Source organism: Bacillus sp. SD075 (genome assembly GCF_017355165.1).
In the GTDB taxonomy this organism is placed as follows: domain Bacteria; phylum Bacillota; class Bacilli; order Bacillales; family DSM-1321; genus Peribacillus.
The window spans coordinates 1-22,649 of sequence record NZ_JADILK010000022.1 but is presented as its reverse complement, the minus strand read 5'-3'; the positions used below and the strand labels follow the sequence as shown (position 1 = coordinate 22,649).

General features: G+C 40.1%; 23 protein-coding genes. 4 read left to right on the top strand and 19 right to left on the bottom strand.

Annotation, left to right across the window (positions count from 1 at the left end; genetic code table 11):
• Positions 1-12: 12 nt before the first annotated feature.
• Entirely contained in the window at positions 13-1,587 is a 1,575-nt protein-coding gene (serA, locus tag IOC57_RS15315; RefSeq protein WP_207439535.1) for a phosphoglycerate dehydrogenase, read from the top strand.
• Between the two features lie 100 nt (positions 1,588-1,687).
• Here serA and IOC57_RS15310 read toward each other — a convergent pair whose 3' ends face one another.
• From IOC57_RS15310 to IOC57_RS15225, 18 genes are all read right to left on the bottom strand, one after another.
• On the bottom strand, positions 1,688-2,908 hold the full coding sequence (locus IOC57_RS15310; protein WP_207439534.1) for a hypothetical protein: 1,221 nt from the start codon (positions 2,906-2,908) through the stop codon (positions 1,688-1,690).
• A complete protein-coding gene (gene sigX, locus IOC57_RS15305; RefSeq protein WP_207439577.1) occupies positions 2,874-3,434 on the bottom strand; it encodes an RNA polymerase sigma factor SigX in 561 nt (186 codons plus the stop codon). The genes IOC57_RS15310 and sigX overlap by 35 nt, the downstream gene beginning before the upstream one ends.
• A 221-nt stretch (positions 3,435-3,655) precedes the next feature.
• Positions 3,656-5,449: an ATP-binding protein gene (locus tag IOC57_RS15300; RefSeq protein WP_207439576.1), complete on the bottom strand. Its 1,794-nt coding sequence runs from the start codon at positions 5,447-5,449 to the stop codon at positions 3,656-3,658.
• Entirely contained in the window at positions 5,446-6,162 is a 717-nt protein-coding gene (locus tag IOC57_RS15295) for a response regulator (protein ID WP_207439533.1), read from the bottom strand. The genes IOC57_RS15300 and IOC57_RS15295 overlap by 4 nt, the downstream gene beginning before the upstream one ends.
• A 295-nt stretch (positions 6,163-6,457) precedes the next feature.
• On the bottom strand, positions 6,458-7,636 hold the full coding sequence (ccsB, locus tag IOC57_RS15290; RefSeq protein ID WP_207439532.1) for a c-type cytochrome biogenesis protein CcsB: 1,179 nt from the start codon (positions 7,634-7,636) through the stop codon (positions 6,458-6,460).
• Positions 7,629-9,278, bottom strand: a complete 1,650-nt coding sequence (resB, locus tag IOC57_RS15285; protein ID WP_207439531.1) for a cytochrome c biogenesis protein ResB — start codon at positions 9,276-9,278, stop codon at positions 7,629-7,631. The genes ccsB and resB overlap by 8 nt, the downstream gene beginning before the upstream one ends.
• 18 nt (positions 9,279-9,296) lie before the next feature.
• Complete coding sequence (resA, locus tag IOC57_RS15280; RefSeq protein ID WP_207439530.1) at positions 9,297-9,827, bottom strand: thiol-disulfide oxidoreductase ResA; 531 nt, start codon at positions 9,825-9,827, stop codon at positions 9,297-9,299.
• 209 nt (positions 9,828-10,036) lie between these two features.
• Entirely contained in the window at positions 10,037-10,777 is a 741-nt protein-coding gene (gene rluB, locus IOC57_RS15275; protein ID WP_207439529.1) for a 23S rRNA pseudouridine(2605) synthase RluB, read from the bottom strand.
• A 312-nt stretch (positions 10,778-11,089) separates the two neighbouring features.
• Positions 11,090-11,617: a spore maturation protein gene (locus IOC57_RS15270; protein WP_396020833.1), complete on the bottom strand. Its 528-nt coding sequence runs from the start codon at positions 11,615-11,617 to the stop codon at positions 11,090-11,092.
• Positions 11,618-11,630: 13 nt separating this feature from the next.
• On the bottom strand, positions 11,631-12,224 hold the full coding sequence (locus IOC57_RS15265; protein WP_207439527.1) for a nucleoside recognition domain-containing protein: 594 nt from the start codon (positions 12,222-12,224) through the stop codon (positions 11,631-11,633).
• Positions 12,217-13,377 carry a D-alanyl-D-alanine carboxypeptidase family protein gene (locus tag IOC57_RS15260; protein ID WP_207439526.1) on the bottom strand — a complete coding sequence of 387 codons (1,161 nt, stop codon included), beginning with the start codon at positions 13,375-13,377 and terminating at the stop codon, positions 12,217-12,219. Before IOC57_RS15260 ends, IOC57_RS15265 begins: the two co-directional genes overlap by 8 nt.
• A 157-nt stretch (positions 13,378-13,534) precedes the next feature.
• Complete coding sequence (locus tag IOC57_RS15255) at positions 13,535-15,181, bottom strand: FAD-dependent oxidoreductase (RefSeq protein WP_207439525.1); 1,647 nt, start codon at positions 15,179-15,181, stop codon at positions 13,535-13,537.
• Positions 15,182-15,361: 180 nt separating this feature from the next.
• A complete protein-coding gene (gene ahpC / locus IOC57_RS15250; protein WP_063233159.1) occupies positions 15,362-15,925 on the bottom strand; it encodes an alkyl hydroperoxide reductase subunit C in 564 nt (187 codons plus the stop codon).
• Between the two features lie 443 nt (positions 15,926-16,368).
• On the bottom strand, positions 16,369-17,244 hold the full coding sequence (locus IOC57_RS15245; protein ID WP_207439524.1) for a superoxide dismutase: 876 nt from the start codon (positions 17,242-17,244) through the stop codon (positions 16,369-16,371).
• Between the two features lie 121 nt (positions 17,245-17,365).
• Positions 17,366-17,854, bottom strand: a complete 489-nt coding sequence (locus IOC57_RS15240) for a YpuI family protein (protein ID WP_207439523.1) — start codon at positions 17,852-17,854, stop codon at positions 17,366-17,368.
• Between the two features lie 32 nt (positions 17,855-17,886).
• Positions 17,887-18,294, bottom strand: coding sequence for a hypothetical protein (locus IOC57_RS15235; protein ID WP_286184897.1), 408 nt, complete (start codon positions 18,292-18,294; stop codon positions 17,887-17,889).
• A 55-nt stretch (positions 18,295-18,349) separates the two neighbouring features.
• Complete coding sequence (scpB, locus tag IOC57_RS15230) at positions 18,350-18,931, bottom strand: SMC-Scp complex subunit ScpB (RefSeq protein WP_207439521.1); 582 nt, start codon at positions 18,929-18,931, stop codon at positions 18,350-18,352.
• Positions 18,918-19,685: a segregation/condensation protein A gene (locus tag IOC57_RS15225; RefSeq protein ID WP_207439520.1), complete on the bottom strand. Its 768-nt coding sequence runs from the start codon at positions 19,683-19,685 to the stop codon at positions 18,918-18,920. The genes scpB and IOC57_RS15225 overlap by 14 nt, the downstream gene beginning before the upstream one ends.
• Positions 19,686-19,900: 215 nt before the next feature.
• Here IOC57_RS15225 and IOC57_RS15220 point away from each other — a divergent pair, with 215 nt between their 5' ends.
• Both IOC57_RS15220 and IOC57_RS15215 read left to right on the top strand, forming a co-directional pair.
• Entirely contained in the window at positions 19,901-19,993 is a 93-nt protein-coding gene (locus IOC57_RS15220; RefSeq protein ID WP_082630362.1) for a YjcZ family sporulation protein, read from the top strand.
• Between the two features lie 124 nt (positions 19,994-20,117).
• The gene (locus IOC57_RS15215) at positions 20,118-20,654 is read left to right on the top strand and encodes a DUF309 domain-containing protein (RefSeq protein WP_207439519.1); all 537 of its coding nucleotides are present in this window, start codon (positions 20,118-20,120) and stop codon (positions 20,652-20,654) included.
• Positions 20,655-20,688: 34 nt separating this feature from the next.
• On the opposite strand, the gene IOC57_RS15210 is transcribed toward IOC57_RS15215, so the two are convergent.
• Positions 20,689-21,027 (bottom strand): GNAT family N-acetyltransferase, encoded by a 339-nt coding sequence (locus tag IOC57_RS15210; RefSeq protein WP_207439518.1) that lies wholly within the window; start codon positions 21,025-21,027, stop codon positions 20,689-20,691.
• Positions 21,028-21,621: 594 nt separating this feature from the next.
• Here IOC57_RS15210 and IOC57_RS15205 point away from each other — a divergent pair.
• Complete coding sequence (locus tag IOC57_RS15205; RefSeq protein WP_286184895.1) at positions 21,622-22,491, top strand: DUF1002 domain-containing protein; 870 nt, start codon at positions 21,622-21,624, stop codon at positions 22,489-22,491.
• The last annotated feature ends 158 nt before the right edge of the window (positions 22,492-22,649 follow it).

Below are 22,649 nucleotides of genomic sequence, written 5' to 3'. Positions count from 1 at the left end.
AGGTGTATAGACGTGTATCGGATTTTAGTAGCAGACGCCATTAAACCAGAAGGACTCGGACCGCTATCAGAGGCATCCAATATTCATCTCATTCAGAAGACCGTAGAGGAAGCTGCAAACGAACTTGATCAGATCGATGCAATTCTCGTGAGAAGTGCAACGAAGGTTTCGGAAGATTTAATGAACCGTATGCCGCAGTTAAAAATTATAGCACGCGCTGGTGTCGGTGTTGATAACATAGACATCCCCGCGGCGACAAAACGCGGAATTGTCGTGGTTAATGCACCTGACGGCAATACCATTTCAACAGCTGAACATACATTCGCCATGATGGCTTCATTAATGCGCCACATTCCGCAAGCTTATGCTTCACTAAAGAATGGGGAGTGGAAACGTTCTTCATATACGGGAACTGAACTTCGTGGTAAAACATTAGGTATAGTTGGCTTTGGACGCATCGGAGGGGAAATTGCCAAACGTGCTAAAGTGTTTGGCATGGATGTCATTGTCTACGATCCGTTTCTGACTGTCGATCGTGCAAAGAAAATGTCCGTCATGTCCCTGCCGTTAGATGAATTGCTTCCTAAAGCAGATATCATTACTGTTCATACACCACTAACGAATGAAACTAGAGGATTAATCAATAAAGAAAAACTGCTTACCTGTAAAAAGGGGGTTTATGTACTGAACTGCGCCCGTGGTGGAATTCTAGATGAAGATGATTTATATGAAATGTTAGTTGAAGGGCATGTTGCAGGGGCGGCACTGGACGTTTTCGTCGAAGAACCTCCTATTGGCCATAAACTCCTTGAACTGGATAGCGTCATTGCTACACCGCATCTAGGTGCTTCCACGAAAGAAGCCCAATTAAATGTTGCCGTACAGGTTGCCCAAGAAGTCTTGACCTATTTCAAAGGAAATCCAGTCTCAAGTTCAATCAACCTTCCAGCCATATCTAAAGAAGTGTTTGAAAAAGTACAGCCATTCTATCAACTTGTTCAGCAAATGGGATCCATTGCTTCTCAGTGCATGAATGAAGGAATTCAGGAAATCTCGGTTACTTATGCAGGGGAATCATTGGATTTCGATACAGCGATTCTTACAAAAAGTCTAATATCCGGCTTTTTCAGATCAAGAGTTGATGCATCTGTCAATGAAGTGAATGCCTTGTTGATCGCAAAAGAGCATGGCATAACCATTGGTGAAAAAATCTCTGCGGACTCTTTAGGTTACTCGAATTTGATCAGCCTTAAAGTAAAAGGCGACAACCGTGAATTAACAATCAGCGGGACCTATATCGAAAATTACGGTTCTCGGATTGTAAGTTTGAATGGTTTCAAAATCGATTTTCATCCAGAATCGAATTTACTTTATATCCAGCATACCGATAAACCCGGTGTAATCGGTAACGTAGGTAAGGTCTTAGGTGATCATGGAGTGAATATCGCCACTATGCAGGTTGGCCGAAAAGAAGCTGGCGGGGAAGCCATCATGGTTTTGAGCTTTGATTTACCATTAGAAGACAATATGAAACAATTTTTAATGGAAACGGAAGAAATTACATTCCTGGCCCGTATTTCATTATAAGAAGAAAAAGCGCCCGTAAGCGCGGGCACTTTTTCTATGAATGCAAGGGGCTTTTGCCCAACCATAGACAGGGTTTACTACGCACCATCATATAGCTGCATCATTTCACTTGGTTCGGTGCTTTGGGCACCATTATGTCTTTAGTTAAATTCAGCTCGCCTACCTCTTCAATAGAAGCATTTTCAAACTTCACTTTTTCAAAACCAAAATCCTTAGCTATGAAGAGTATGGCTTCTAAAGCTTGAAGGGATTCCTCATTATTTTCTATGGCAGCTTGATCTGACAATTGAATGATCACAAGATCTCCAACATAGCTTATCCTTTCCCATTTCAGGTCATGCGGTATTGAAGGTGAAATCCCTTCGATGTCCTCCCCCCCTTTTCCAGCTTGCAGTGCCTCCTCAAAGTCCTGATAACCCATATTGCTTGGAACAAGGAATATGGGGGAGGTCTCATCCCTTTGGTATTGAAGGTATGTGCGATTTTTTTGATGAGGTATGACTTCCTCCTTTAAGTATCCCGCATGTGCAAACATCGCACCTTGCTTACCATCTGTAGAAAATGTCATTTTCTCTATTTTGGTATAGGAAAGCGTTTCCTCCATCGAATGGAGAAAAAGGGTATCTTCATCCAATAATGGGCTTTTTTCCTGAAAATCAATATGAGCAGTGGTCCTATCGTTTCCTTGGCTAATCTTTATATCAAGTGGAAAATAATCAGATAGCCCATATTGCTCTTCATCGATGTCGGACATTTGATTAACTATCAGATTCAATGTATCACTTTCGTCATAATGTTTGAGTTTAAATGAAATGGGAACGATGAAATTCATTTGATCATCTGGGACACCCATCGTAATGATCGATGCATTTTTAAGGTCATCTTGATAGATTGCTTGTGCAAATGTTTTTTCCTTTTCCCTTTTTCGAGGTTCCTTTTCTGAAACCTTGTCTTTAGATTCGATTCCCGTTTGCTTACTCGAAAACTCTTGATTATATTGTTTATCTTCTGAAGGATTTCCCTTGTTACTTGCATCCTCCCGTTCAATATCTGCCATTTCTTTATTTTCGGATATGGATAACTTCCCGCTACTGCCGCCCTCTTGATTTGTCGTTCCTTTTTTTTCAATAATTAACGAAGATGCCAAAACAACCAGTAAAAATAAGGAGGCAGCTCCCGCAATTAGAGGTATCCAGTTTTTCTTTCTCTTTTTATCATCTATTTTCGCAAACACCTCTGCCTTGGTTCTGTCATCTTTTAATTTTGGAAGCTCGCGTAGCATGTCTTCAATTTCGCTTTCTTTCCAACGGGATTTTCTCAATGGGGTGGCCCTCCTTCCCTGATAACTCTTCCATTAACTTTTTAATAGCCTTCAAAGCACGGTGCTGGGTCGTTTTTACCTTACTTTCACTCCAATTCAATACATCAGCAGTTTCCGTAATGGACAATCCCTGAATATATCGTAAAATGATGACGGATCTTTGATCGACGGTACACCGGTTTAAGCATTGATAAATATCTTGGATTTCATCGTTCATGATAGCCACTTCTTCAGGAATGGGCTCTTTATCTTTTATCAATTGCCTATCCCAATCAAAGTTAGGAAAGATTTTGTCTTTCCACCCTTTTTGTTTCCGAAAGTAATCAATCGTCACATTTCTTGCAATCGAATACATCCATGTTTTTTCACTGCTTTTTCCTTCGAAGCGTTCATACGCCTTCATCACCCGGATATAGACCTCCTGAACAAGGTCCTCAGCCGTTTCTCGATTTTTAGTCATATAAAAAATGAATTGATAAATATCCTGATGATATTTTTCATAAAGATCGTGGAAAACGGAATCCATCATTTCCCCACATCCGTTCAATAAATATAGTCGTCAATCCTAAATAAAAGTTACATACCTCGGTCTCTATCTTATTATAAGAATCCGTTAATTTCCATATATCCGGGACCTCTTAACTTGTTTTTCCTAAAAAAAAACAAAGACAAGTTGGAAAGAAATCCAATTGCCTTTGTCTTCTCAGTTCCTTATGAAACAAGATTTTTTAGCATGTCACCCATCATTCATTCAGCATTTTCCATAATTCGAGGAAGAATAAAACTGAACGTCGTCCCTTTATTAGGTAAACTGTTTACCGAAATGTAGCCATCATGGGCATTGATTATATTTTTTACGATTGCTAAACCCAATCCGGTACCCGAACGGCCGCGGGTCCTTGCTTTATCCGCTTTATAAAATCTCTCGAATACAAAAGGTAGATCTTCTTCGGGAATACCCGATCCAGAATCCCTCACATCTATAATCAGACCCCTTCGATCACTTGTCCTCTGAATGACATCAATGTTACCTCCCGGAGGAGTATGACGAATCGCATTATCAATTAGATTGGTCAAAACCTGTTCAATACGGTCGGGATCGAAATGCCATTCGATTTGATTGTCTTGCAGACTGGCTGATATTGTAATCCCCTTTTCTTTGGCTAGCCCAGAGAACTTACTTGTAATCCTCTTTAAATAAGGAGAAATAGGTACGCATTCATAGCTAAGGTTCATTTTACCCGATTCCAATTTAGCTAAATCGAGGAGATCATTGACTAAACGTCCCATTCTCAAAGACTCGTCATAGATGATGCGGGCCATTTCTACCTTTTCCTCTTCACTGCTCGCAATGTCATCCACGATCGCTTCACTATAACCTTGCAACATTGAAATCGGCGTTCTTAACTCATGGGATACATTCGCTATGAAATCCGTCCTAAGTTTGTCCATACGTCTTTCATCACTCATATCCCGTATGATGGCCACCGCTCCGCGAATATTGTCGGTATTTGTATATAGCGGACTGACAATAAATCCCCAATCACGGCCCTGCAAGGTGATTTCACCGACTTGCTCCTTATCGAAGGACTCTGATTCATCAAATAGATTCATCAAAACCAAGGGGACATTCACGTCATCTTCCCGGTTAAATCCCTTTTCAAAGTACCAGGATTGCAGAAACCTTTCTGCTGGCGGATTCGTTTCCAGAATTGTGCCATCTTTATTGAAGGTAATGACCCCATCAGCCATACTACTAAGGATGCTTGAGAGATGTTCCTTTTCCTGACTAAGTGCATTCATATTGAATTTCAGTTGCTTCCTCATCTGATTAAACGCTATGGCCAGCTCACCGATTTCATCTTGAGTCAGAATCGGGACCTTGGTATCAAACTTGCCCCGGGCAATCGCTAGCGCTGCTTCCCTCATCTTCACCAATGGCGCATTAATTCTTGTAGATAAAAAGAAAGCAAAAACCGTTGTCAAAATAATGGCGATCCCCGCTGCCAATAAAATGAACTGTGTAGTGGATTTTGTGGTTTCTTCCATGGACTCCAACGATTGAAATAGGAAAACTTCATCCTGTTCCCCGTTCAATTCAAGCGGAATGCCAACAACGATTGCTGATAATTCCTCGTTACCCATATCATCGGATAGTGCCATTTCTTTTTTTACCGTCTTTCTTTCCGTAAAAACCTTGAGCAAATCAGAATCATTTTTAATGGATTCCGGCGTGATTTCAAACTCATTATCTCCTCTGATGGATGAGAATACCATTTTGTCATCATTAAGAATGATCATTTTCGTTTCGTTGCCTATTAATTCCGAAGCTATTTGTAAAACCTCGTTGCTGGATCCTTGATGTTCATTGGTTACCTTAATAATTTGTTCAGCCGTTTTGGTTAAATCATTTTCAATATTTTCAATTTGAAAATTCTCAAAGAATTCAACCAGCAGAACGGTTAAAACGATTAATACAAACGACACGAGCAACAGGATCGTTGCCCATAGCTTCCCTACAACACTGCCCCATAGCATCAGTCATTAATGACTTCGAACTTGTAACCTACACCCCAAACGGTGACAATCATCTTGGCTGCGTTTTCGGATATACGGTTTAATTTTTCACGTAAGCGTTTAACATGAGTGTCTACAGTTCGAAGATCTCCAAAGAATTCATAGTGCCAGACTTCTTTTAACAATTGCTCCCGATCGAAAACCTTATCTGGGGATTTCGCAAGGAAATATAATAATTCATATTCTTTTGGTGTTAATGAAACCTCTTTGTTATCAGCAAGAACACGGTGTGCATCATTATCGATGGTTAGATGCGAGAAGACGATCACATCTTTTGCCGTCGTTTCCGTCTGCATGTAACTTGTACTTGAAGAGCGACGCAATAAAGCTTTAACCCTTAACACGACTTCACGGGGACTGAACGGCTTCACGATATAATCATCGGTCCCCACTTCGAACCCTTGCACGCGGTTCACTTCTTCCCCTTTGGCAGTCAGCATGATAATCGGTGTCGTTTTCTTTTCCCTTAATTCACGGCAAACTTCGATTCCATCTTTGCCAGGCATCATAATATCCAATAAAATTAAATCATATTCATTTTCAAGGGCTTTCGTTAAAGCCACATCCCCATTTTCAGCTTCATCAATTATGTATTCTTCCCTTTCCAAATACATCTTTAGCAACCGGCGGATTCTTTCCTCATCATCCACCACGAGAATTTTAATAGCATTATACATTATGTAATCAGCCTCCTATCCTATATTCTACAAAATGAAAACTTTCATGACTAATACTTTTTCCTTACAAAGTACGATAAAGAGCCAATTTTGCATGGCTTCCATGAACCTTTCACCATTTTGTCACAAAAAAAGACTTCGACCACTCACTTAGAGTTCATTCATGCTATTCAACCGAAATATTCTTATTAAAGGGAGTGACGGAAAAAGGGATCATTCTCTAGAAAAATCGATAAGCCAAATCCTCGACGTTTCTATCAAAAGACCCCCTTCATCTAAATATTACAATACAGAATCAAGCATATGAATGCAAACCAGCAATAACAAGATTAACGAATATCAAGTTAAACATTATAATGGCAAAACCGATGACGGCAAGCCAAGCTGATTTTTCCCCTTGCCACCCCTTTGACATGCGCAGATGCAAGAAAGCCGCATAAAACAACCAGGTAACCAATGCCCAGACCTCTTTCGGATCCCAGCCCCAGAATCGTGTCCAGGCCACTTGAGCCCAGATCATTGCAAAAATGAGGGCACCGAGTGTGAAAATCGGAAAACCGATAAGGACCGAACGATAACTAATCTCGTCCAATAAATTCAAATTCACATTTTTAACGATTGGTTTAATCAATGCTGCCACTCTTTTGCGAGCAATCAACCTTATTAAACCATACAGGATGATTCCCATACCGACTGACCAAAGTACCGTATTCAGTTTCTTAGCATTGATCAGTGCAGGCATGTCCACCAGCGGTTCAAATCGATCCGTCTCGATAAGTTTCCCTTCATTTGGACCTACCAATGCCGGTAGGTTGAATTCCTGCTTGGCCTCGGCACCATGTTTATCGACCCAATCGAAATTCGCCTTATAATCCATTGCAGCAAAAGAAGAAGTGCTGATGACGAAGCCGACGGTGCAGACTAATATGAACATGATGACTTCAAGCCAGAACGTTCTTTTGCTTGATTGTGTCTGATCGACGAATTTGATTAAATAAATGATGGCAGTAACGAAACTTATGGCAAGGATCGACTGTCCTGCCGCTGCAGTCGTTACATGAATATGAAGCCAATCACTCTGCAAAGCAGGAATGAGTGGCGAAATTTCTGTAGGGAACATACTTGCATATGCAATTATCAATAACGCAATCGGTAAAGCGAATAGCCCAAGGGCAGGTGTTTTATAAAGAAAATAAATTAGTATGAAAGCACCGACCAGCATCATTCCGAAAAAGGTCGTAAATTCAAACAGGTTACTTACCGGGGCATGGCCGGCAGCAATCCATCTAGTGATGAAATACCCAATTTGTGCCGCGAAACCGAGAATGGTGATGAAAATGCCCAGTTTAGCCCATTTGTTTTGTTTCTTTTCCTCTTCTCCGCGTTTATCCTTGATCGATCCCCCAAATAAAAAGGTAGCGATCAGATATAATAAGAAAGCTGCATATAAAAAGTTACTGCTTAATTCAGCCATTTAAAACTTCCCCCTTACTAGAAGATTTCTCCTCTTCAAGTTGATCCATTGGTTCGGAAAGTGATGTTGATTCTATAGCTTGTTTTATATCTCTTTTAATGCCGTGCCAGTTCTTATTTGTATGGCCGGCCATTAATATCTCATCATCTTTCCTCTTAATCCATATACGCCGGTGATTCCAATAAGACCCTTGGACAACGCCGATCATGAAAATGATACCACCCGTGAATAGGATCCAAAGCGTTAAATCCTTCCTGACGGTCAAAGCTGTGACATCCTGGGTTTCCACACCACTAAAAGCCATTTTATAAGTGTTTTCCCCTAAAGGCTCCACAGTCTCCTTAATCGCTACGAAACTGACTTCACCCTCTGGCTTATCCGGAGTATGCATCTTAAAGATAAATGCTGGATTATTCGGAATTTTCGATATCGTTCTAGGTTCGCCTTTTTCATCGAACTCGAAATCGGGGAAGTAACTGATCAAGTCAACGGAATATCCTTCTTTCAGCTCATATTTCTTTTGAGGATTATTCAAATCAACCTTTAAGCTTCCATATTCCTCTTCGGTTTTTTTATTTATCAAATTAAAAGCCATCGTACTGAGCTCATCCAGTTTATAATCTACTTGGTAGAGGGCATAATGATCATGTTTCAGAGGTTCATTGACTTTGATTTTATAATCTTTAAGCTTATCAAGATTCACTTTTTCCCCTGGTAAGGCTTCTCCCTTGCGCTCGTACAATGTTACATCGGATTGATAGGTTTTTACGATCGTACCGGTTTTATCAATTGCAGCACTGTACTGCTCATCTTCTTCATTCTCTTTGTCATACACTTCTAAGGTAAAGTCATTATTCTGGAGGTAATATTCACCATTTGTACCCGGGATTTCTTTTCTCTCGCCTTCACGCAGCCAAAGTACTTTGTCGATATACATTCCAGGGACGGAACGTAATAATGCCCCAATTAAGAAAATGATAAGTCCAATATGGTTTACATAGGGTCCCCAACGTGAAAAACGACCCTTTTCGGCAAGTATATGACCGTTTTCCTCCCGTATATGATAACGCTGCCTTCTTAGTCTATCCTTTACTTCTTCAAGGTTTAGATCTTGGTCTTCAAGCTTTGTCACCCCATAAATCCGCTGACGTTCCATGAAACCTTCATGACGTATGACCCCTTGCTTTTTTAACGATCGATACAATGGAAAAAACCGATCGATACTGGCAATCAATAGCGATATGCCCAGCATGCCTATGATAATCAAATACCACCATGAACTATACAAGTTATGAAACCCTAGTTCATAATACACCATTCCGAACCAGCCGTATTCCTGTTCATAGTGCTCTGCAGGCGTAGCTGCTGAAGGGATGTACATCTCCTGAGGTAAAATCGTCCCGATAGCGGAAGCGATCAAGGCAATGACAATGAGCGTTACCCCTACCTTAACGGAAGAAAAGAAGTTCCATATTTTATCGATGACCGTTTTTTTATATGTTTGTGACCGCCTGGCACTTCCTTCATATCTCATATCAATAAGCTTGTTTTCTTCTTCGTTACCAAGCACCATTCCGCATTTCCCACAAATCTTTGTGCCAAACGGATTTATGTGACCACAATCGCATTTTACTTCTTTCATGTCAAAAACTCCCCAATATTATGGTTTAATTCTCTCCATATACTTTTGGATGCTCTCTTCTGTCAAAGCTCCGGTGATGATATCTATCACTTTCCCCTCTTTATCAACCAAAAAGGTGACAGGCAATATATCCACGCGATAAGCATTTTCCACTTCCCTACCTTTATCGATCATGACAGGAAAGGTCAGATCATGCTTTGTAATGAAATTATTGACGGCATAGTCAGATTCCCCGACATTAACCGCCAATATTTCAACGCCCTGGTCTTTAAAGTTATTATATTGATTTTCCATATAAGGCATTTCATATTCACACGGCTTGCAATATGTACCCCAAAAATTCAGGAAGACGCCTTTTCCCTTGTAATCGGAAAGTTTATGCTCTTTTCCTTCCATATCAGTCAAGACGAAATTGGGTGCAGCGGATCCTTTTCTCAGGCTTTCATTCTTTTCTTTAGTGAAGTTCGTATAAAGGGCAAACACTAAAGCTGCACCTAAAAGCAGGAGAATGATGGTTCTGCTAATTAGGCGTCGCTTCTTTTTATCCATAGAAATCCTCCTAAGCCCACACTAAATTTAACCATACCATTATACCATTTAACTTCATGTCCTTTTTATTTACATTTCTGAAGGTTGTGTGACATTCTTTCCCGATTCATGAAGGAAAAGCCATTTACAGGTTGTTTTCCACCACCTCATTCTTCCAGGCGAAGAATGGGGTAGTGGTTTCAACCTATTAATACAGGAAGAATTCTATCTTACATTCTCCGTTGTTTAGGTTCGGTCGTTGCTAAAGTCCGCATTAATTTAACTTCATGTGGAGTCAGCTCCCGGGAATCTCCTGCTGTTAGACCGTCCAAAGTCAAGAAACCATATTGTTCCCTCTTCAATTTAATGACGGGATGGCCAATTGCTTCGAACATCCGGCGGACTTGCCTGTTCCTGCCTTCATGTATGGTGATTTCAACTATCGCCGTTTCCTTTTTCTTGTCGGTAGACAATACCCTCGTCTTGGCTGGCGCGGTCTTACCATCCTCCAACTTGATTCCTTTATCCAACTTTTTCAAGCTTTCACGCAAAGGCATTCCTTTCACTTTTGCCACATACACTTTATCCACTTCATGCTTCGGATGCATTAACGTGTTTGCAAATTCCCCGTCATTGGTTAAAATCAACAAGCCCGAAGTATCGTAATCCAGGCGGCCAACTGGATAAATCCGTTCATGGATGTAAGGAAAAAAGTCCGTAACGACTTTTCTATTCTTATCATCAGAAACTGCCGAAATGACGCCACGCGGTTTATAAAATAGGAAATAAACCGGGGCTTCTTTTTCAAGCGGGACTTCATTAACCTCAACCTTATCATTAGGCCCAACTTTCACACCTAATTCCTTCACTACTTTGCCGTTCACTTTTACCTTACCTTCTAAAATCAACTCTTCTGCTTTACGGCGGGAAGCCAGTCCAGCATGTGCTATAACCTTTTGTAATCGTTCCATCTATCTTCACCCCATAGTATAATCATTCGTTTGTTATTGTCTATACATACACAATCATACAATTATTACATATTGAGAGGCAAAAACAAAAGGTTTTTCGCGATTAAGAGCTTTTCTTTTATTATTACACCAATAATGGGACGGTTAAATGGGTTGGTTTCCATAATGAGTGTAACATAGCTTATTTTTCCATACAAAAAAATGTTTCTTTTAGATGAAAGTTTGAATCCGCTTAAAAATGGAGAGCTTAACATAGCGATTATATAAGAAAAAGACAAAAAAAAAGAAATGGAATCGCCCATTTCCCTACCTTTAATTCATACCGAAAACCAGTGTGACGACGATAACGGCAGCTATGATTCCGATCAAGTCCGCCAAAAGACCGACCTTGAGGGCATCTCCCATTTTTTTGATCCCGACCGCTCCAAAATACACGGTCAATACATAGAAGGTGGTATCTGTACTCCCCTGAATCGTGGCAGCCAAGCGCCCAATAAAGGAATCCGGTCCATAAACAGCTATCAGGTCGCTGGTTATTCCTAAAGCGGCTGTTCCGGATATTGGTCTAATAATCGCAAGGGGTAAAACCTCAGATGGAAAATGAAGAAGGGAAAGCAGTGGGTTCAGTGATTGTACAATGAAATCCAATGCCCCTGATGCCCTAAATACCGAAATCGCCACAAGCATCCCTACCAGGAAAGGGATGAGGGAAAAAGACATGCTGATTCCTTCTTTCCCCCCCTCAACGAATGTCTCATAGGTGGGAACTCTTTTCAATGTGCCGTACAGTAATATACAGAGGATCAAAATCGGTATCATCCAAATTGAAATGGTGGTCATCCAGTGCAACATCCTATTCCCTCCCGCTCTTCTTTCTCCTGTAATAAAAATATCGATCTATCGCGATCCCCCCAACGGCAGAAATGGCCGTTGCTATTATGGTCGGAAAAACGATGTCCGTCGGGGAGTGGGCATCGTAATTCATCCGAATCGCAATGACAGTGGTTGGAATCAACGTTACGCTTGAGGTATTGATTGCTAAAAAAGTGACCATCGAGCGGCTGACTGTTGCTTTTCCTCCATTTAGTTTCTTTAGCTGTTCCATGGCTTTTATACCAAGAGGCGTAGCTGCATTCCCCAATCCGAATGTGTTTGCCATCATATTGGAAAGTATATACCCCATAGCGGGATGATTAGCAGGCACGTCAGGGAATAGCCATCTCATGAAAGGCTTGAACAAGTTGGATAGTTTATCTAACAGTCCCGATTCCTCCGCTATTTTCATCAAACCCAGCCAAAAGACAAGTATGCTCATCAGTCCCAGGCAAAGGGTGACCGCTTCCTTTGCACTGACAAATAGAGCTTCATTCACCTGGTCCATCGTCCCATTAATCATCCCAAAGACAATACCGATCACAAACATCCCGACCCAAATGTAATTAACCATTGCGTCCGATTCCCAATACCGCTTCAAATATCTCAGCCCATGAAGATTGGAATGATTGTTGCTTGAAGCTTTCTTTTGATTCCCCATAAAAAATCGAACGCGTACCTATTTTCTTACCATCGAGATAGATGGATGCACTGCCGACCACTTCCGGGATTTTCCTTTTATCTTTCCAAGCTTTCTGGGGCTTCAACAATTTCATTTTCACATTGACCAATTTTCTCTCTTCTTTTGTTAGTGGATACGAAAAATCATTTTTAATGTAAACATGTCCTCTATATACTTTATTTTCCATATTTTTCACTATGCCTTCAGGTAAAATTTGGGTCGATTTATACTCCTTAAAGGCTGATTCGTACATTTGTATATGATCATTCCAATCATCCGGACCATTCAAAGTCACAGCAATCAGGTCATGCTCATTTTTTGTTGCCGTGGTGACCAAGGTCCGTTTTGCTAGTTTGGTATACCCTGTTTTCCCCCCTGTGCAATACTCATATAACTGTGTAAGCAGGCGATTTTTGTTTTTCCATACATAATCCCATTGTTCTGTGGAATTAGGTGCCCTGTGTTCCTTTGTACCGGAAATCCTTGCATACGTTTCATTTTGCATCGCATAACGAGTGAGTATGGCCATATCATATGCGGTAGAATAATGGTTCTTCGTATTATCCAAACCATGTGGATTTGAAAAATGGGTATCTTTCATTCCGATTTCTTCCGCCTTTTGATTCATCATCCAGACGAATCCATCCAAGCTTCCGCCAACCTTTTCGCTTATTGCGACTGCTGCATCATTACCTGAACGAAGCATCAAGCCATAAATCAAATCTTCAAGCTTAATTCTTTCTCCTTCTTTTAAATAAAGGGAAGATCCCTCCGTCCCGAATGCATTGCTGCTTACCTTCACTGTTTCATCCATTTGTCCCGATTCAATAGCCAAGATAGCCGTCATTATTTTCGTAATGCTTGCTATGCGATTCTTTTCATGGGCATTCACTTCATAAATGACCCTTCCGCTATCCTCATCCATTAAAATTGCACTATGGGCACTTACGGATACATTTGCTTTAGCGCTTTGAACAGGTGCCATAAAAGACAACAGGAGAATGACAATACACAAACTTGATAACCCTTTATATGGAAAACGCATGAGTGCCCCCTCGTCTCTTTACTTGTTTTTGTACAAGTTTATGCAAAGGGACAAGGGTTATGAATAAAAGAATGTAACCCTCCATGATATATACTGATTTTCAAGGGCATAAAAAAAAATCGATAGGAGGACACGCCCCTATCGATTTAGTGTACTATCATACTAATAATGCAGCGATTTCATCTATTTTCTTAGCTCCGAATACCACTTCTTCATCATTGATGATCATGGCAGGCACGCTCATGACTTTATATTTCTTCTTGATTTCCTGGAAATTGCTTATATCGACCATTTCAGCTTCAACGTTAGGATTTTCAATCGCTATGCGCTGTGCACCCACTACAACATCTGGACAGTAGTGGCATGCCAATGAAACCATAACCTTAATGTTCGCTTTTTTACTGATTCCCTTAATTGAATTCAGTACGACTGAATCCAGTGCTTGACCAGGTCCAGCCAGGTTATAGATAGCCAAAATGAAGGAATTCAACTCATGGCCGCCTGGTATACCGTGGTATTTGACGCCGCTGTATTCACCATTCGAATTCAAGAGGGAAACGACAGGGAACTTATCTGCATTGATTTTTTCTTCAATTTCCGTATTTTCCCCCTTGTTATATAACTCAAGATGAAGCTTATCCCCTAATTCCGCAACATCCAACAAGAAGTCTCGCAATTCGACAGATTTCGGTAAACTTTCATCAACGATGGACACCAATGTAACGTCGCTCTCCATCTTGCCGAAGATTCCCTTTAATTGGCCACGTAACGCGTCACTTAATAAAGCGCTCTTGCCTGCAGGGACAGCTGCCTGTTCTTTTTTCGCCGGTTTTTCAACTTCAGGTTCATCTTTGATTCCTAGGCGATCTTTTTCTTCTTCAATATATTTACCGGCATCCGTTGCTGCAATCGCTCCATCAGATACAGCTGTGATAATCTGGCGTAAGGATTTTGGCCTTAGGTCGCCAGCCGCATAGACACCATTCACATTAGTCTTCATATCATCATCGGTTAAAATGTAACCAGCATGATCCATTTCGATATGGCCCTTGAAAATCTCTGTTTTCGGCTCGTAACCTATGAAAACGAATACCCCAAACGTATTGTCTTCTTCCTTAGCCTTATATTCAAATTCTTCTTTGGTCGCGTTATTGATGAACCGTGCACTTTGAATCATCCCGTCTCCGTATACCCCAAGGATTTCCGTATTGAATTTCACTTCAATCTTATCATTTGCCATTACTTTATCAACAATGGACGGGGCACAAGAGAAGCTTGATTCTCGGGCGATGATCGTAACTTTTGTAGCAAAACGTGTCAGGAATATTGCTTCTTCAGCGGCAGCATATCCTGCCCCGATAACGAAAACTTCCAACCCTTCAAAGAATTCACCATCACATGTTGAACAATAAGCTACACCGCGGCCAGTAAATTCCTCTTCACCTGGAAATCCTAGTGTTCTTGGAGAAGCACCCGTTGCAATGATGACGGCGCGTGCATGGTAGTCCCCGCCAAGGGTTTTAACGACTTTCACCTCACCGGAGAAATCCACGCCCGTTACATCAGCTTTGGCGAATTCAACGCCAAAATCTTCGTTTTGAAGCTTCATTTCCTCAACTAACCTAGGGCCCGAGATATGACGGATACCAGGATAATTGGCTATTTCCGACGTAGTTGCAGCTTGTCCACCGCCAGTTCCTTTTTCAAGAATTATTGTTTTTAACTTTGCTCTTCCTGCATAAACGCCGGCTGAGAGGCCTGCAGGTCCGCCACCAATAATTAATAAATCATATATTTTTTTCATCTTTTGTGCTCCTTGCTGAATGATAATACGTGCTAAACTGATAATTTTGAAAAACAAAAGGCACTTATTTTAGGTAAGTGCCTTTTGTCATAAGATCTTCCAGGACGAATTATCCCAGTAATCGTAATCAATGCTGGTGTGTCCATTACCTGTAGAAATGGACGACCATCCCATTAAAAATTAAAGTTTACCTACAAGGTCTAGGCTTGGTTCAAGAGTAGCTTCACCTGGAGTCCATTTTGCAGGGCAAACTTTATCTCCATGTTCCGCTACGAATTGTGCAGCTTGAACTTTTCTTACAAGTTCTTCAGCATTACGGCCAATTCCTAGGTCATTAATTTCGTATGCTTTAATTTGTCCTTCTGGATTTACGATGAAAGTTCCACGTAGAGCCAATCCATCTTCTTCAATCAATACACCGAATTGACGGGATAAAACGTTTGCTGGGTCAGCTAACATTGGATATTGGATTTTACCGATTGTATCAGTAGCATCCGCCCATCCTTTGTGGCTGAAATGAGTATCTGTTGAAACTGAGTAAACTTCACAACCAATTTCCTTGAATGTTTCATAGTTATCTTGAAGATCAGCTAATTCAGTTGGACATACGAAAGAGAAGTCAGCTGGGTAGAAAAAGAATACTGCCCATTTTCCTTTAACATCTTCAAGTGTAACTTCTTTGAATTCTCCTGCATGGTATGCTTGTACTTTAAAATCTTCAACTTGTTTATTGATCAATGACATAATAAATTCCTCCAATAGCTAATTTTTTTATCTGCTCCTGTTTATAATAATTATTAAATAGAAACTAGTCAATAAATATACCTTAATAATTTTTAATTTCACAAATTGGTCACAGTTTTTATATTGATATAAATTAATTATTTTTAAAAACCCATAGTACTTCAAAGTAGCATTTTTAACACATTTCCAATGTTATTTCAAGGATTTAAATAAGACATATGCTCATTATTTCGTGAGATGATATCATCTCCTTTTCTAATCTAATTATAATATCCAAATGAGAATCACAAGTCGCTTTCAAATAAAATTCGCAGCTCTCTCTTCCTATCTTTCCCATATTCCCCCTAAAAAATTCTTGATACAAAATTTCAAAAAAAAAACGAACCTTCACGGCTCGTATGGTTGTAATTGGTTCTCCAAAGACTTTTCCTGCATTTTACCAGTTATTGTTTTTTCCAAATAAGCTTTTTTGCTTCGGTGAACCTTACGGCTGTTTTCGGCCAGTTTACAACATCCCACCATTTGTCCACATATGCGGCCCGATTATTTTTATATTGCAAGTAATAAGCATGTTCCCATACATCAAGAACAAGGATTGGGATCGTATCCCACTGGGTCAAAACCATATGCAATTCCGATTGAAGTATTTCTAGCCGCCGCGCACGCGGAACCCAGACTAATATGGCCCAGCCAACACCTTCTACTTGCTTGGCAGCTTCACTAAAATGACTTTTAAAAGCTGCAAAGCTTCCAAAATCCTTCTCAATCTGTGTACGTAAATCCCCCCTTGGCTGTCCGCCTCCTCCCGGAATCATCACTTCCCAGAACAGCGTATGGAGATAATGGCCTGATCCATGAAAGGCTGCTTCCTTTTCCCAATGTTTCAACAAGGAAAAATCATTCGTTTCCCTCGCTTTTTTCATCATCAGTTCCGCTTTATTAAGACCATCTACATATGATTGATGATGCTTATCATGGTGCAGATACATGATTTCCCTTGAAATCGTCGGTTCCAAGGCCTCATAGGCATAAGGTAACGGCGGTAGCGTATGCTTCCCAATCGGCACTGATTGCCTTTCCTGTATATTGAATTCCCGAGCGAGTTCTTCAATTTCCTCGTAGACCCGGGCCATCTCTTCTTCAATCAGTGCCATATCCTCATAATCCATTTCTTCCTCATCCATATCTTTTGTCAACTCGGAAAGCCGTTCAACATTTGACAGTAATGGCGAGTCGGTGATATCGATCTTCTCAAGATATTCCATCACTCCATCAACCCAATCACTTACCTCTTTAGCATAATCTCTTACTTCAGACATCTTGCAACCTCCTCTTAACCTTTATACACATAAATCATCAAAGTATTTTATGTTTCGATTAAGAGGAAATTCCATTCATAGCTAAAAAAACAGCAAGGCCTATTAAGCCTAGCTGTTTTCATTATCTTGATTGTAACATTTTCGTCCGGTAATCCGTTTCATAAAACTCCAATTCTTCACGCATGGTCTGGAATCCACTTTCCACGGCCTTCAGAATGGATATTATGCTGTCAGGTACACTTTGGTGAAATTTAATCGAGTTTTTTCCTGTATAGGCAGATCTGCTGTCCTCGAACCACCGATCTGATTTTGGGGAAAAGTATTCTTCGATACATTGATGATAAACTCTATAAAGCGTCTTTTCAGCTGCAGCTTTATTGAAAACATCATTTTTCAGAACGATTTGGCAAGCCTCCAAGCCCTCTTCACAACTTACAAGCATTCTTCTTAAACTAGAAAGGATTCCTTTATAATAGGTTTCATCCCCGCTTTTTTCCTCTTGCAGCTTAGAATAGGTCGTCTCATTTATAAATCCTTCTAGCTGAGCCACTGTCGTTTCTAAAAAGCCTTTTACATCCTCAAGCTGAGATTTTACCAATGTATTCCCCAACCGTGAACCCTCCTCAAAATAATTAAGATTGATTATAAATAGTCAACATGTGATTCTATATCATATGGTTTAGCTTGATCAATAGATATAAACACTTTCTCCAATTTTTCAAAATCTATATTTTCGAAATAACCAGCCAGCTCTTTTTCTGCATTAATATATATACGTTTTCGGTCAACTAGGCCCGGGTCTTTGAGTAGACAGACCAAGGCAATGATATCAGCCATATAAATATCTCTGCTATGGGTTTTGAATATAGGATTGGCGGGATATGGAGTCCAACTAGTGACCATCTCATCAAAATAACGAAGATACAGTACATTCAACGTCATTTCTTCTCCATCCTTTATGTATTGTATAACGGATCGATTAAAGAAGTCCTCAGGTGAATTTGACTTTTCCTTTTCAAGCCCAAACCCATTACATGCAACAATTTGCACCCGCAATCCCCCCGCATTCATTTTTTTCTATATTATCACAATTTATAGAAAAATGTTATTCGATTGTTTGCTGAAATTTTTCAAAAAACAGATCGGCTTCACCATTTTCAAAGCTATCATCCGAATTATCGGCGAGAGGCGGTAATTCATCTATGGAATTCAGGCCGAAATAATCCAAAAACTCTTTTGTTGTCCCATATAAATAAGCCCGCCCGGAGCCTTCGGCACGTCCGACCTCTTTTATTAAGACTTTAGTGACAAGTGTATGAATGGGACGTTCCGTTTTCACTCCGCGAATTTCATCAATTTCAGCTCTAGTTATCGGCTGCTTATAAGCAATGATTGCGAGTGTTTCCAATGCCGCCTGGGACAAGCCTTGAGTGCTTGATGTTTCCACTAGTCTTTTCAAGTAATCCGAGTGCTCTTTTTTTGTCGTCATTTGATAAACACCCGCTATTTCAATCACCTGAATCCCGCGTATATCCGATATATATTCTTCCTTTATACTTTCAACGATGTCCGTTGCTTGATATTCCGTAATTTCCAGGACTGAGGCAATTTGTTTGACGGAGAGACCTTCATCTCCGGCAGCAAACAATAATGCCTCAAGAATCCCTTTCCAATTAATAACTTCCAACTGGTTCTACACCTTCCTTAGCAGCAATCATGATCTCCGAAAAATTATCTTCCTGTTCAACGATGATTTCATTTAATTTCATCAGTTCCAGCACCGCCATAAAAGTGATGACGATATGCTCTTTAACCGGGAGCGAAAACAGTTCAAAAAAACTTTTCTTCCCTTTAATTGATTGTAGCTCAATCATGATTTCATCCATTCGTTTCTCTATCGATATCTCTTGTTTCGTTACTTTGGTGTAAAGCGGCTTTTGAATTTTTTGCCTTCGCAGCAGTTTTTGCAGAGCACCCAACATATCGTATAGACTTACGTTCAACTCTTGTTTATCACTTTCCGCTTCTTTAACATAAACAGATAAATCACTTGGGGGTTTAGTGAACATCAAGCTGCGCTCTTCTTCCATCCCTTTTAATTCTTCAGCTGCATATTTATACTTTTTATATTCTAATAGTTTTTCCACAAGCTCATCCCGTGGATCTTCCTCAAATATTTCCCCATCTTCATCAATCATTTGTTCATCCTCATGCTTTGGCAGCAACATTTTACTCTTGATGGCAAGCAGTGTTGCAGCCATCACCAGATATTCGCTGGCCACATCCAATTCCAGATGCTGCATCGTATGGATGTACCCTAGGTATTGATCTGTTATATCGGCCATCGGAATATCATAGATGTCTATTTCCAGGCGATTAATCAAATGCAGGAGTAAATCCATTGGACCTTCGAAAGCGTCAATTTTTATATTATAACCCATTAAATTACCTCATTTAAATCTAATTGGCCGATAAAGGCCTATTTCTTTTTCTTATCAAGTATAGTGGATTGCCGCCCTTTATCCAAATAATAATTTACTGTCCTCAGAAAAGTTCTTTAAACGGATTTCCAACAAATGGGTCTGCGCCCAATCACAATCCAAAATCCAACATAACCTAGAAATGTAAGAATAGCAGAACAAAGGAGGTACTCATTATGGGTGCAGGTGGTTTTGGAAGCGGCGGCGGATTCGCGTTTATTGTAGTATTGTTCATTTTATTAGTTATCGTCGGTGCTTCTTGGTGTTAATTGAAGACTGATGAATCAAGCTGATTGCCTTGCAATCGGCTTTCTTTATTTTCCAAGAAAAAATTCTATGCTAAACTTATTGAGTATACAAACTTGATTCCAATAAACAAAAGGGGTGCTCCTATTGTATTACGCGGAAGACTACCTTTCTTTCCTTTTCCATTTCCATGGGACAAGGGATTACTTCGAATGTCATGAAATTCTTGAAGAATATTGGAAGGAAACCGCACCAAAAGAGCGTGACTCTCATTGGGTCGGGCTCATTCAAATTGCGGTTGCCCTGTATCATGATCGTAGAGGAAACAAAAAAGGGGCTGCAAGGACCCTGTCTAAAGCCCTGACAAATCTCCACTCTAAAAAGACCGAGCTCCTGAAGTTGGGGCTCGATCCAGATCGCCTGTTCAAATTGCTCGAGGACACCCATGAGCGAATGCTATCACAAAAGCCATATGAAAGCATTAATCTGCCGATAGCTGATCAAAGCTTGATCGAAAAATGCCAGTCCATGTGTTTTCATGAAGGGTACATATGGGGTGCAGATAGCGATATGGCTAATTCATCAATAGTCGATAAGCATCTAATGCGCGATCGTTCGGATGTCATTTCTGAAAGGGCTCGACAGCTATCCCTTCGAAAAACAAGAATGGAGGACCGCCCTTAAAGGTGGTCCTCCATTCAAGCTTTCATATTCAGAATTATTCACACCTGTCAAGAAAGCTTTCCGTAAACTCATTTGCTTTTAATTCTTTGTCAGGATATTGTTCCTTGATGGCCCTGACCATCGTTTTACCGATACCTTGCTTCCGAAAGGATGGATTTACAGATATATGTTGTATCTCAATGTTGTTTGGAGAGACCTCTATCCCGATCAAGCCAGTAATCTCTTCATCTTTCCATAAGAACAGCTGAAGATTTTCATCCGTTTCATAATTTTTCATCGTATTTCGAAGCGTTTTTATCTCTTTTTCATTTGGCATGAAAGATAATAATCCCATGGCAAACTTCTCATAACTTTTCTTATACTTAATCAACATAATATCCCTCGTTACTAAATAACGTTTTTATTATCTACCTATTTCCAATTAATTTGCTTTGAATAATAATCCTCACATATAACATTTACATCATACATAAAAACCTCGTTCGTTTCAACATCACTTTCAGCACTTGATTTATCGATGTGCTATGTGCTATGTGCTATGTGTTAGGCGATAAATAGCCAGTATACGATTCCCCACAGCAAAGAGATAATTAGCATCATAAGTAAAAGAGTCTTATTACTTTTCCTCATCCCATACTCCCTTTATGAATGGTCCAAATATTTAAATAACGAATTCATTCTACTATAACTTAACACAATCTGACAAATATGCTTGCAATCTTGCTTCGATTTTACTACATTGGTAAAGTGATCTAGGTTCATAGAGTACCATCTTAGGTATAAAAGACAAGGATACCCCAGATTCTTCGTTAAAAGAACATAACTATCTTGGGCTATATAAATTTTTTTCAGGAAAATATGTATCTTTTTTATCCTTGGTTTCGTCAAATACTATGAATCTGATATAAATTGCCGCCCTTTTATTGAAAGATTCCCAATTCAGCAGGAAAGGTTAAGGAGGATTATCATGAAAAAAATGAATAAATGGGTCATTGTAACCATTTTATTATGTCTATTATTGCCATATAAAGCTTTTGCAGATGCAGCTGTTGGTGAAATGATCGTCACACTTGGTGAGAATTTGACAAATGAACAAAAAAATATGATTTTATCAGAAATGAAAGCACCTAATGATGTTGAGGTTCTAACGGTTACAAATGCGGAGGAACATGAATACTTAGGAGACTATATCGCTAGCCGTCTGATCGGTACAAAAGCGATTTCATCTTCTGCCATTACTTTGGAGGAAAAAGGTACCGGACTTAAATTGGAGTCGAAAAACATTAACTGGGTTTCCGATGAAATGTATATCAATGCCCTGGCTACAGCTGGAGTAAAAGATGCTAGCGTATATGTCACCGCACCCATTCCCGTTTCCGGTACAGCGGCTTTGACAGGGGTCATTAAAGCCTATGAAATCTCTGCCGACAAGAAGATTCCTGAAGATGTGAAACAGGCAGCGAATGAAGAAATGGTGAAAACAGCAAAATTGGGTGACGAAATCGGTACAGAGGAAGCCTCTGCACTGGTTACGAAAATCAAAGAGGAAATGGCTGCAAATCCACCAGCCAATACTGAAGAGGTCCGCGAAGTTGTCGAGTCTTCAGCAAAAGACCTTGGAATCGCCTTAAATGATGATCAAGTCCAAAGTTTAATTGATTTATTCAATAAGCTAAAAGAATTAGATATTGACTGGAACGCTGTCGGTGATCAGCTTACTGCAGCTAAAGATAAGCTTTCCCATTTTCTTGAATCCGAAGAGGGTCAATCGTTTCTTGATAAATTGAAAGAAGTCTTCAGTAGTTTAATAGACGCGATTAAATCACTTTTCAGCTGAATCAAATAAAAAGAGGATGGCCAATGCCATCCTTCAGACTGTAGACAAACTCGATGAAAATCGAGTTTGTCTACAGTTTTTTTGGCTTGTACAAATTTCAGGCACTCGCTTTCCGCGGGCGGTCCGGGAGCCTCCTCGGCGCAATTGCGCCGAGGAGG